Source organism: Amycolatopsis kentuckyensis, from assembly GCF_041679295.1.
Classification (GTDB): Bacteria; Actinomycetota; Actinomycetes; order Mycobacteriales; family Pseudonocardiaceae; genus Amycolatopsis; species Amycolatopsis kentuckyensis_A.
The window spans coordinates 659,027-670,835 of record NZ_JBGDMD010000007.1; the positions used below are offsets into that span (position 1 = coordinate 659,027).

Here is an 11,809-nt window from a genome sequence, read left to right on the forward strand (position 1 = left end):
CGTCACGCCGCCTTTTGCTGCGGACTTCTCACTGGAACCGGTGTACTCCTGTGCTCTCCCATTGGTTTGTCATGCCCACCCGCCTGCCGCTCGTCCGCCGCCGTTGCCACGCGTGCGCGGCGGACCGCTTCCGGACGACCGGGAAGTTCCGGGTCAACGCCCACCACAAGCTGATCGACGCCTGGCTCCTCGCGCTCTGCACGGGCTGCGGGGACACGGTAAAGCTCACGGTCTTCGAGCGGACGAACGTCCGAGCGGTCCGGCCTGAACTGCTGGATCGGTTGCACCACAACGATCCCGGCCTGGCCGCCGAGCTGCTTCAGGACGGGGGTCTGGTGCGCCGCAACCGCGTCGCCCTCGATTGGGAGGGCGCTTGGCGTCTAGACACCGGCGGAACGGACCACCTCGATCGCGAGGTGATCGAGGTGGGGGTCCGGTTCGCCGCGCCGATCCCCGTCCGGCCGGTGCGGCTGATCGCCGAAGGGTGCGCCCTGCCGCGCGCCGAGGTCGAAAGGCTTTTGGTGGAAGGGAAACTCGTGTCGGCGGTCCGGTTGGACAGCCGGCTCTCGAGTGGCTTCGCCTTCACGCTCAAACGGTGACGCTACCCGGCCGCGCGGGCGACCCGCTCCAGCTTCTCGCGGTACTCCGCCCACGTGTCCGCGTCCTGATCGGGCAGGTTCGACGCGTCGGCCCGCAAGCCGGCGCCGCCGTCGACGAGTTCACGGACGATGTCGGCGTGGCCGGCGTGCCGGTTGATCTCGGCGATCACGTGCACCAGCACCCGGTGCAGCGTCGTCTCGCGGCGCTCCGGCGGCCACCACGGGACCTCACCGACCGCCTCCAGCGGGTTCGCCTCGATGGTCTCGTCCGCGAACGCCCAGACGCGCCGGTAGAGCCCGACGATGTCGTCGCGCGACTCGTCCTCCGACGCCCAGAAGTCGACGCCGGGATCGTCGTCCATGGCGTCGTACCACGGGGGCGGCTCCGGGAACTTCCGGCCGAAGGTGTCGCCGAAGTACCCGAGCTCGACCCCGGCCAGGTGCTTGACGAGGCCGAGCAGGTTGGTGCCGGTGGGCGTCATCGGGCGGCGCATGTCGTACTCGGAAAGGCCGTCGAGCTTCCACACCAGCGCGTCGCGCGCCGTCTGCAGGTATCGCCGCAGATCGTCCTTGGGATCGGAGGTCATGCGACGAAGCTATCCTAGCCGCGGACGGCTTCGTAAACCCCGGCGATCATGCCGACGAACGGCACCAGCGACAGCAACACCAAGAACTCCGACACGTCCAAAAGCCGCGACCAGTAAGGCGAACGCAGTCCGCGCGCCACCCGCGTCGCGTACACCAGGCACACCGCCGCCGCCACGACCACCGCGCAGCCCGCCGCGAACACGACCGTGCGGTCGCCCGAGGCCACCAGCCACACGCCCGCGGACACCAGCGACAGCACGCCGAAACCGACCAGGACCAGGCGTTGGACGCGGCCCGCGTACGACCTCGACCGCAGGATCCACGCCACGCCCAGCACCCCGGCCAGCCCCGCTTCCCAAGGCCCACCCGTGGAAAGCACCACCGAAGCGGCCAGCGCCACCAGCCCGAGGCCGACCAGCAACCCGGTCAGCACCGCCTGCGCGCGGGACGTGCGGCCGATCATCTCCGTGCCCAGCGACGGCTGCTCGTCCGCGCGGAACGCCTCCATGTCGTCCGGGACGCGCGGGAGCGGTAGCCGGGCCAGGCGCAACGCCAGCATCGGGGCCACCGCCGCCAGCGCCGTGGCCAGCACCGCGACCACCGCCGCCGCCGACACGGGGGAAACGCCCGCCAGCAGGACCACGCCCGTAGTCAGCGCGCCGAAGCCCGCCGCGCTCGTGATCGCCACGAACCACGGCAACCGGTCCGCCACCGAGACCGCCGCCAGGACGCCGTAGACCGTCACCGCCGCCAGGCCCGCGGCCAGCGGGCCCGCCGACAGCGAGAACAGCGGGTGCGGTGGCAGCACGGACATCCCGGCCAGCAACGCGACGCCGACTCCCGCCAAGGAACCGGCCGCGCCCGCCTCGGCGTCGCCGTACGCGCGGCTCAGCGCGCCGCCGCCGAGGAGCAGGACCAGCGCCAGCAACCCGGTCCCGACCGGGGCCAGGACGCTGCCGGACGCCGCCGCCTGCACCAGGAGGCCGCCGGCCAGCAGCAGCACCACCGCCGCCACCAACCCGGACCGGCGTGCGACCGCCGGGCCCCAGCCGCCGGACGAGTCGGCGACGCTGGCGATCGAGTCGATGACGTCGTCGAACAGCAGCGGGCCCCGCGGGCGTTCCCGCGGGGTCAGGTGGAGCACTTCGCCGTCGCGGATCTGGGCGGCCGCGACGCTCAAGCCCAGGGCGAGTGGCGCGCCGCCGAGCCGGGACAGCACCCAGCCCGGGTGTTCGGCCGACGCCTGCCCGGCGGCCCCGGCCAGCCGCACGAGCTGCGGCACCAGCTCGGCGAACGTCGACTGCTGCGGCAGGGCGACGTCGACGCGGGCCCGCGGGGTCACCACCGTGACCCGGCGCGTCGTGCCGGTCAGAGAAGCGGTCATCAGACGTTCTTGGCGGCCGAGATGACCGGGGCGAACTTGGCGTTGGACGCCTCGGCGAGCTTCTGCAGCCCGGCGTTCACCGCCTCGAGGACGATCTCCGAGAGGTTGCGGGCGTCGTACTCGCGGATCGCGCGGGGGTCGATGTCGATCGAGGTGAAGCGCCCGTCGCCGCGGAGGGTGACGGTGACCTCGTTCTGCCGCGAGTGCGCCTTGACCTCCATCGCCTCGACGGTGCGCTGGATCCGCTGGACCTCTTCGGTCTGCTTGCGCACTTGGGCGAGCAGCTCGTCCATGTCCGGCACCGCGTACGGATCGGTCACTGTTGCGTCCCTTCGTGCTGGCGGACGTGGACGCTGCCCACGAACCGCTGGAAACCGGGTGAGAGCCGCCGCGCGGTCGCGGGCGCGGCCGTGCAGGCGAGCTCGAGCACCAGCCGTTCCCCCGGCGTGGTGCCGGGGACGGTCAGGTGCACCTGGGTCTGGATCAGCTCGTCGCCTTCGCCGGTGCGCAGGCGCAGCAGCTGCATGACACCGGGCGCGGCCGGGGCGCCGACGTCGCGGCGGCTCAGGACTTCGAGCCCGGCCAGCGTGCGCGAAAGGCGTTCGACGGCTTCCTCCGCGATGGCGTCGATCGACGCGCCGTCCGGCCGCTGCTGGACGCTCACGGTGATGTTCGGGACGAACTCGCCCGGCGCGGCGTCGTGCACGGCGACGAACACCGCGCCGGAGCCGCCCGGGTCGACGGCGGTCCAGCCGTCCGGGATGACGAAGTCGAGGGGAAGGGTCATCACAGCCCCACGTACGAAACAGCGTCGTCCCAAGCGGATCCGACGGCGTCGGCCGCGTCGGAGGCCGCGTGGCTCACGGCGTCGACGGCGGCGCCGCCGTACTCGCCGATCGTGTGCCCGAGCTTCGGCAGGTCGATGTCGATCTTCGCGCCGACCCCGGCGCCGAGGCCGAGGGCCGCGCCCGCCTTGAAGTTGACCTTGAGGTGCCCGGCGTCGTAGGTGGCCTGGGCGTCGAGCTGCGCGCCGATGCCGTACTGCAGGGTCCCGTTCGCGCCGACGCCGATGCCGGCGACGTCCGCGGCGACCTCACCCTCGATCTTGCCGCCGGCGAAGACGTTCGCGTGCGCGCCGACGCCGTGCGCCCCGATCGTGCCGGACGCGCTCGCCTCGCCGCCGGCGAAGATCGTGCCCTTGGCGTGCGCCGCGGCCGGGCCCCAGTCGCCCTTGAGCTCGGCCTCTTCCTTGACCGCGGCCAGTTCGGTGTGCCCGGACGCGCCGACATCCCAGCCCTTCGAGGTGACCTTGCCGTCGTACTCCGGGGTGAAGCCGTCCTGCTCGTGCTTGAACTTGTAGTACGTGATCTCGGTGTTGCGGCCGAGCTTGTCCTTGACGCTCTCGGGCTTCGGCTGGCCGAACGGCGTGTCCGCCTTCTTGGGCGCGCGCGTACCTTCGAGACCGTCCCAGGTGAGCTTCTTCCAGCCTGAGTTCTTGAACCACGACGGCGCGCCCCGCGGCCGCTTGCGCCCGTCGAGCGTGCTGCCGTTGAGCCAGCCCAGCGGGCCCCGGGTCTTCTTGCCCAGCTTGTGTTCGAGCCGCTGCGTGCCTTCGGGCGGGAACAGCTCGGCGAGAGCTTCGGAGAACTCGTCGACGACCTGGCGCGCGGCCTGCACGCTCTGCTCCCCCAGCTGCCGCGCGGCCTGGATGAACGCGCCGACCGAGCCGGAGTTCACCGCGCGCGCCTGCGCGGTCAGCTGCTGGGCGTACTGGTCGAACTGGGCGATGACCGAGTCGACCGCGGCCTTCGCCGACTGCACCAGCTGCGACGCCGTCGAGAGCCGTTGCGCCTGGTCATCGAGCTTCGCGGCGGCGTCGGTGAGCTCCTCGCCGAGCTTCCCGGCCGCCGTCGCGAACGCCGTGTAGGCGTCGCCGTCCCAGTCCGCGTGCAGCGTCTTGGCCGACTCGCCGACTTCGCGAGCCTTGCCCGAAACCGTCGAGGCCTGGGTGGCGACCCGCTGCGCCGCGGCACTGAGCGCACCGGGGTCACCGGTGACGCGTCTCCGGCATTCGACCAGGACGCGCCGGTACCCGGACAGCACGGAGCTGACCACCCCCGACGCGTCGACGACCCCCGAGGACCACACGGCTAGTTCCCGGCGGCGTCGTAGCCGACGTGCTGGCTGAAGTGCTTGCCGTTGTAGTCCAGGTCGATGTCGAGGTCGAAGTCCTGGCCGCCCGGAGCCTCCACAGTGGACTCACCGGTGGTGAGGTTGGTGTGGATGACGACCTCGTCGGCGCTGTGCACCGGCGCCGGCGCGGACGGCTGGGTGACCGGCGCGGGCTGGGTGACCGGCGCCGGCTGCGTCGGCACGGTCGCGCCGTGCTGCGCCGGGTCCACGGCGATCCAGCTGTTCGCGGGGTTCAGCGGGCTGCCGTTGCCGGAGACCGGCACGCCCGAAGTGCTGGAACCGCCGCCGGTGGCGAGCGCGGGCGGGGTGTAGTCGGTGAACGAAGGCTGCTGCGGGATCCCCCCGCCGCTCCCGCCCGCCACCGCCTGCTGCCCCGACGGGCTCGCCACCGGCGACGGGGCCTGGGGCGCCGTGACCGGGGTGTTCCCGATCGACGGCGTCGTCGCGCCCGAACTACCGGAGTCGTGGTGGAAGAGCTTCTCGATCTGGCCGATGACCTGCGCGAGCTGCGTGATCTGCTGGGCGAGGTCGACCGCGCCCAGCGCCTTGAGCAGCGCGCCGATCGCCGTGATGAACGCCCGCAGCGACGCGCTCGTCGCGGTCGACAAAGCGACCGCCGCGCCGTAGGTCCACCAGTTCGACATCAGCGCGGCGACGGTCGGGTTCACCGCCGAGACCACCGCGCGGTAGGCCTCCTGCGCGGTCTTGATCAGCGTGCCGGAGACGCCGAGCAGCTCGGCGCCCTTCTGCACCACGCCGATGATCTTCGTGAGCTGGTCGAGGGAGTCGGAGATCTTCTTCAGCGCCGACTCGCTCGCCGCGCCGGACCAGATCTTGCCGAGCTGGTCGGCGGCCTTCGTCAGCTCGTTGTACATGCTGAGGAACTGCTCGGCCTTGCGGACCAGGTCCGCCACGTGCTTCGCGATCTGCTCGGGCTGGCCGGTGACGATCTGCGGCAGGATGGTGATCGGCCCGCCCGAGGACGCGGTCGCGTCCATCGCGCTGGAGTTCGGGAAAGTCAGCATCGGACCTCACAGAGATTCAAGGACGGACGATCAGGCGACGACGGACGCGGGCCGGTACACGCTGACCTTGGCCAGTCCGCTGATGCGGGCGTCGAGGAGCCCGTGGTTGTAGAGGCGGCCGCCGTCGCCGGCGACGCCGATGACCGGCTGGCGGTCGGAGAACAGCAGCGGCTCCACGACCACGACGTCCCCGCTGTGCACGCCGCCGGGGACGTCGGAGAAGGTGCGCGCGGTGCCGGCGTAGACCTCGATCAGCCCGACGCGCGCCTGGTTGTCGGCGTCGCCGGCCAGCCAGTCGTTGAAGTCGGCGACCCCGTGGAAGCGGGTGTCGGTGATCGGGTGGTCGCCGAGCCGCCCGAGCCGCGCGTCCCCCAGGTAGCGCAGCACGTTCCCGACCGACGACGGCTCGCCGTGGGCGCCCGCGCTGTCGTTGATCGCCAGGGTGGCGAGCTCCGAGGCGTGCGGGCTACCCCAGATCGACGACGTCGGCGCCGCCGAGCCGTCGTGACCGCCGCCGTAGCCGGCCGCGGTGGCCTCGTCGGCCGCCTGGTAGGCGTCGGCGCTGGCCTTGACCAGGCCGTTGATCTGCTGCAGCAGCTGCAGGAGCGTGCGGACGGCGGTCACCTGGCCGGAGTGCAGCGCCGCGTTCGCGGCGGCCACGGCACTGCCGAAGCCGGCGAACGACATCGGCTGCACGACCAGGCGTTCGAGGTCGGAAACCGCGTTGATGCCGTGGGCGATGATGCCTCCGACGTTCCCGACGGAAGAGCGCATCGCCTCGGGCTCAGCCCGGTACTCGCCGGCCATGGCTCTCCTTCCGCGGGTGGCTGCTCGGCAGAGCGTAAGTTCGGCCCCGGAAGCGGGCGGACGGCAAAAGTACCCACCGCGCGACGACGGCAAGTGGCCAAAATACCGGTCAGAGCCGTTCCGATCCGCTGGAGCATTGCTACATGAGCCTCTCGCCCGAGCGCCCCGCCGAGATCGTGCTGCAGTCGCCGCCGATGCTCCCGAAGAGCTCGTCCGGCGGGATGGTGCAGCTGATGATGTTCCTGCCGATGATGCTCGGCATGGGCGCCATGTCGTTCGTCTACATCGGACGCGACGGCGGGGTGATGACCTGGATCTTCGGCGCCCTGTTCATCTGCGCGATGGGCGGCATGGTCGTGATGTCGCTGGGCCGCGGCGGCATGGCGAAGAAGGCGCAGATCAACGACGAGCGCCGCGACTACCAGCGGTACCTCTCCGGCCTGCGCAGCCAGGTCCGCGACATCGCCGACGGCCAGCGCGCGGCCATGATCGCGCTCCAGCCCGATCCGGCCGACCTCTGGGCCTACGTCGAAACCGGGCAGCTGTGGGACCGGCGGCGCACCGACGGCCAGTTCGCGCAGGTCCGCGCGGGCACCGGCCCCCAGCGGCTCGCGACACCGTTGAAGGCCCCGCAGACCGTGCCGCTGGAGGACCTGGACCCGGTGTCCTCCACCAGCCTCAAGCACTTCATCCGCACCTACTCGACGGTCGACGGGCTGCCGGTGGCGCTGTCGCTGCGCTCGTTCGCCGCGGTCACCGTGGCCGGACGCCGGCCGGACGTGCTCGGCTTGTCGCGCGCGCTGCTGTGCCAGCTCGTCACCTTCCACTCCCCCGCCGACCTGCGGGTCGCGCTGTGCGTCTCGGCGGACCGGCAGCACGACTGGGAATGGGCGAAGTGGCTGCCGCACGCGACCGCGGCCGGCGCGACCGACGCCGTCGGGTCCCGGCGCCTGGCGGCCGACTCGGCGGCCGGCCTGGCCGAGCTGCTCGGCGCCGACCTCGGCGAACGCCCCGCGTTCAGCCGCCGCGCGGCGGCGGAGCTCGACCTGCCGCACCTGATCGTCGTCGTCGACGGCGGCAACGCCCACGGCGAGACCCGGCTGATCGGCGAGGACGGCCGGCTCGGCGTCACGGTCCTCGAGATCGGGCAGGAGCACCCGCGGACGTTCTCGACCGAGCGGCTGCTGAGCCTGCACACCGCCCCCGACTCCCTCGGCATGGTCGTCGGCGACGCCTCCGAGCAGCGGCTCGGGTTCCTCGGCCGCCCGGACGTCCTCGACCGCGGCGCCGCGGAAGCGCTGGCCCGCATGCTGACGCCGTTGCACACCCCCGCCGCCGTCGTCGGCGAAAAGCCGATGTCGTCGACGTTCGGGCTGGCCGGACTGCTCGGCATCGGCGACCCGCGCGACACCGACACGACCGTGACGTGGGCGCCGCGCGCGGCGCGGGACCGGCTGCGGATCCCGCTGGGCGTCAACCCGGAGGGCCGGCCGGTGGACCTGGACCTCAAGGAGTCGGCCGAGGGCGGGATGGGCCCGCACGGCCTGGTCATCGGCGCGACCGGATCCGGCAAGAGCGAGCTGCTGCGGACGCTGGTGACGGCGCTGGCCGTGATGCACTCGTCGGAGACGCTGAACCTGGCGCTGATCGACTTCAAGGGCGGCGCGACCTTCGCCGGGATGACGGACCTGCCGCACACCTGCGCCGTCATCACGAACCTGTCCGACGACCTCGCGCTGGTCGACCGCATGGCCGACGCGCTGAACGGCGAACTGCTGCGGCGCCAGGAACTCCTGCACGCGGCCGGGAACTACGCGTCGGTGCGCGACTACGAGAAGGCGCGGGCGGACGGCACGCCGCTCGAGCCGCTGCCGTCGCTGCTGGTCATCATCGACGAGTTCAGCGAGCTGCTGTCCGCGCGGCCGGAGTTCATCGACCTGTTCGTCGCGATCGGCCGGCTCGGGCGATCCCTCGGCATCCACCTGCTGCTCGCGTCGCAGCGGCTGGAAGAGGGCCGGCTGCGCGGGCTCGATTCCCACCTGTCGTACCGGATCGGCCTGCGGACGTTCTCGGCGGCGGAGAGCCGGGCGGTGCTGGGCGTCGCCGACGCCTACCACCTGCCGCCGGTGCCGGGGTCGGCGTACCTGAAGGCCGACACCGACTCGCTGATCCGGCTCAAGGCCGCGTACGTCTCCGGGGAGCTGCCGCCGCGCAGCACGGTCGTGCGCGAGGACGGGCAGGAGCTCGGCGTGCTGCCGTTCTCCCTGGCGCCGGTGGAGATCCCGGTGACGACCGAAATCGAAGACGCGCCGAAGGCCGACGGCAGCGGCGAAACGATCATCCACGCGATGCTCTCGCGCTTGGAGGGCCGCGGGCCGGCCGCGCACCAGATCTGGCTGCCGCCGCTGGCCGAACCGCCCACGCTGGAGCAGCTCCTGCCGCCGCTGGGCGAGGACGCCGCGCGCGGCCTGTGCCCGCTCGGCTGGGGCGGCAACGGCAAGCTGACGATCCCGGTCGCGCTGGTGGACAAGCCGTTCGAGCAGCGCCGGGACATGCTGTGGGCCGACTTCTCCGGCGCGGGCGGGCACGCGCTGATCGTCGGCGCCCCGCAGAGCGGCAAGTCGACGCTGATGAAGGACATCGCGGGCATGCTCGCGCTGACCCACACCCCGGCCGAGGTGCAGCTGTTCATCCTCGACATGGGCGGCGGCGCGCTGGCCCCGATCGCCGGGCTGCCGCACACGTCCGGCTACGCCACCCGCCGCGACGCGCAGCGCTGCCGCCGGGTCGTCGCCGAGCTGACGACGTTGCTGGAACAGCGCGAGGAGTACTTCTCCGCGCACGGGATCGAGTCGATCACGACGTTCCGCCAGCGGCGCGCGGAGTTCACCGAGAGCACCGACGGCCGCGAGTTCGGCGACGTGTTCCTGTTCGTGGACAACTGGACCACGATCCGGCAGGAGTACGAGCAGCTGGAGGAGCAGATCACCGGGCTCGCCGCTCGCGGGCTCGGGTTCGGCATCCACGTGATCGTCTCGCTCAACCAGTGGATCGGCGTCCGCGCCCAGCTGCGCGACGCGATCGGCACGCGGTTCGAGCTGCGCCTCGGCGACCCGATGGACTCCTCGATCGACCGCAAGGTCGCGGTCAACGTCCCGGCCGACCGGCCCGGCCGCGGCATCACGGCGGAGAAGCTCCACTTCCTGGCGGCGCTCCCCCGCATCGACGGCGACCAGCGCCCGGAGACGATCGGCGCGGGCGGCGTCGACCTCGTGCGCCGGATTTCGGACGCGTGGAAGGGCCCGCGCGCGCCGCAGGTCCGGCTGCTGCCGCCGGAGGTGCCCCTCGACGGGTTGCCGGCGGCCCCGGGCAAGCAGGTCACGCTGGGGATCGCGGAGTCGACGCTGCGGCCGGTGCACCTGGACTTCGCGGCGGACCCGCACTTCGTGGCGTTCGGCGACGTGGAGTCGGGGAAGTCGTCGCTGCTGCGTGCGCTGGCCCAGGGCATCACGTCGAAGTACAGCCCGGAGGAGGCGGCGATCATCGTCGCGGACTACCGCCGTGGCCTGCTGGGCGCGGTGTCCGAGCCGCACCTGCTGGGCTACGCGGGCGCGGAGGGCAAGCTGACGGACTTGATCACGGAGTGCGCGACCGCGATGCGCAACCGCCTGCCGGGGCCGTCGGTGACGCCGGAGCAGCTGCGCAACCGCTCGTGGTGGCGCGGGCCGGAGCTGTTCGTCCTGGTGGACGACTACGAGCTGGTGGCGACGGTCGGGCGGAACCCGTTGCAGCCGTTGCTGGAGTTCCTGCCGCAGGCGCGGGACATCGGCCTGCACGTGATCATCGTGCGCGGTTCGGGAGGCGCCGGGCGGGCGTTGTTCGAGCCGGTCCTGCAGCGGCTGCGGGAGCTGGGCTCGCCGGGGTTGATCATGTCGGGGACGAAGGACGAGGGGGCGTTGCTGGCGGACGTCAAGCCGTCACCGCAGCCGCCGGGCCGGGGAACGCTGGTGTCGCGCCGGCACGGCACGGGGCTCGTGCAGGTGGCGTGGACCAAGCCGGCGGAGAGCTAGCTAGCGCACGGGCGTGGTCATTTCGGCGGCGGTGAAGCGGTAGTAGCAGACCGCTTGGTGCCCTCGGGCAGTTGCTCAGGCTGGTTGGCGGCCCGGTAGGCGAGCAAGCCGGCTACCGACAACAGACCCGAGAACGAGCACCGCGACCACGCGTCGGCCGGGCGCGGTGGCGTACTTCGCGCATCAGCTCGTCGAACAGCTCAGGATCGTGCGCAGTCATGTGTCCCCCCTCGCGCCGAACTCCAGTGGCCGCCAACCCGGACAAGAGCACCCGTCACGGTCGGCAAGTTACCGACTTCGGTAGGTACCCGGCAGTCGTCCACGAACTTACTTTTGTGCTCGTCGCCCGGTTTCGGGGCCGACATCCGGATCACCTGGCCGAAGGGCATTTTCATGCGAATGTCGAGGGCTGTTGCCGCGGTGGGTGCCGCCGCCGCGGCGCTGAGCCTGGTCTCAGCGGGGGTTGCGGACGCCCAGGAGGACATCATCGGCGGGAGCACCGTCTCCTCCGCGCCGTGGGGCGCCCAGATCTACTGGAACAACGTCACCACCTACGGCGGCTTCGAGTGCTCGGGGACCATCATCGCCCCGCAGTGGGTGCTCACCGCCCGGCACTGCCTGAACTCGCCGGGCATGCACGTCAAGGTCGGCAACGTGACGCTCCAGCAAGGCACGAACGCCGCCGTCGACCAGCAGAAGGCCTCGCCCAACGGCGACATCGCGCTGCTTCACCTCACGACGGCGGTGAACACGACGTACATGAAGCTCGGCACCGGCAACCCGCCCACCGGGTCGACCAACCAGATCTACGGCTGGGGCCGCACCGAGGGCACCAGCCCGCCGTCGACCACCCTCAAGACCGCCAACGTCCGCGTCACGGGCCTCAGCTCCGACGCGTTCGGCGGCACCGCCATCGCCAGCCAGGGCGTCAACGGCTCGGCGTGGCACGGCGACTCGGGCGGGCCGGAGCTCTACAACGGCGTCCAGGTCGGGGTGTGCTCCACCGGCAACAACTCCGGGTCGAACACCCAGGGCACGCAGAACTACGCGAGCATCGCGTCGAGCCGCAGCTGGATCCGCACGACGGCCGGCGTCTGACCCACCTGTGCCGGCCTCTCCGCCCGGGAGGCCGGCACGCGGCAT

Annotated in this window: 10 protein-coding genes; 3 read left to right on the plus strand and 7 right to left on the minus strand. The window is 72.0% G+C overall.

The annotated features are described in order from the left end of the window. Positions 1-71 precede the first annotated feature (71 nt). Positions 72-599 (plus strand): DUF1062 domain-containing protein, encoded by a 528-nt coding sequence (locus ACERZO_RS31965; protein ID WP_372668858.1) that lies wholly within the window; start codon positions 72-74, stop codon positions 597-599. 2 nt (positions 600-601) lie between these two features. Here the strand turns inward: ACERZO_RS31965 and ACERZO_RS31970 are convergent, their stop codons facing one another. Genes ACERZO_RS31970 through ACERZO_RS32000 form a run of 7 tightly spaced genes read right to left on the minus strand, consistent with a single transcriptional unit; the run spans position 602 to position 6,596 of the window. Next, positions 602-1,186 (minus strand): DinB family protein, encoded by a 585-nt coding sequence (locus ACERZO_RS31970; RefSeq protein WP_372668860.1) that lies wholly within the window; start codon positions 1,184-1,186, stop codon positions 602-604. 14 nt (positions 1,187-1,200) lie between these two features. Continuing rightward, the gene (gene eccD, locus ACERZO_RS31975; RefSeq protein ID WP_372668862.1) at positions 1,201-2,571 is read right to left on the minus strand and encodes a type VII secretion integral membrane protein EccD; all 1,371 of its coding nucleotides are present in this window, start codon (positions 2,569-2,571) and stop codon (positions 1,201-1,203) included. After that, on the minus strand, positions 2,571-2,891 hold the full coding sequence (locus tag ACERZO_RS31980) for a YbaB/EbfC family nucleoid-associated protein (protein WP_086674669.1): 321 nt from the start codon (positions 2,889-2,891) through the stop codon (positions 2,571-2,573). Before ACERZO_RS31980 ends, eccD begins: the two co-directional genes overlap by 1 nt. Beyond that, positions 2,888-3,358: a hypothetical protein gene (locus tag ACERZO_RS31985; RefSeq protein WP_372668864.1), complete on the minus strand. Its 471-nt coding sequence runs from the start codon at positions 3,356-3,358 to the stop codon at positions 2,888-2,890. Before ACERZO_RS31985 ends, ACERZO_RS31980 begins: the two co-directional genes overlap by 4 nt. Beyond that, positions 3,358-4,719: a WXG100 family type VII secretion target gene (locus ACERZO_RS31990; protein WP_372668867.1), complete on the minus strand. Its 1,362-nt coding sequence runs from the start codon at positions 4,717-4,719 to the stop codon at positions 3,358-3,360. The genes ACERZO_RS31985 and ACERZO_RS31990 overlap by 1 nt, the downstream gene beginning before the upstream one ends. Before the next feature lie 2 nt (positions 4,720-4,721). After that, complete coding sequence (locus ACERZO_RS31995) at positions 4,722-5,789, minus strand: hypothetical protein (protein WP_372668869.1); 1,068 nt, start codon at positions 5,787-5,789, stop codon at positions 4,722-4,724. Between the two features lie 30 nt (positions 5,790-5,819). Continuing rightward, positions 5,820-6,596, minus strand: coding sequence for a WXG100 family type VII secretion target (locus ACERZO_RS32000; protein ID WP_372668871.1), 777 nt, complete (start codon positions 6,594-6,596; stop codon positions 5,820-5,822). Positions 6,597-6,739: 143 nt separating this feature from the next. On the opposite strand from ACERZO_RS32000, the gene eccCa reads away from it, so the two are divergent. Beyond that, positions 6,740-10,666 carry a type VII secretion protein EccCa gene (gene eccCa, locus ACERZO_RS32005; RefSeq protein WP_372668874.1) on the plus strand — a complete coding sequence of 1,309 codons (3,927 nt, stop codon included), beginning with the start codon at positions 6,740-6,742 and terminating at the stop codon, positions 10,664-10,666. A gap of 393 nt (positions 10,667-11,059) precedes the next feature. Then, complete coding sequence (locus tag ACERZO_RS32010) at positions 11,060-11,764, plus strand: S1 family peptidase (protein ID WP_372668876.1); 705 nt, start codon at positions 11,060-11,062, stop codon at positions 11,762-11,764. Positions 11,765-11,809 lie beyond the last annotated feature (45 nt).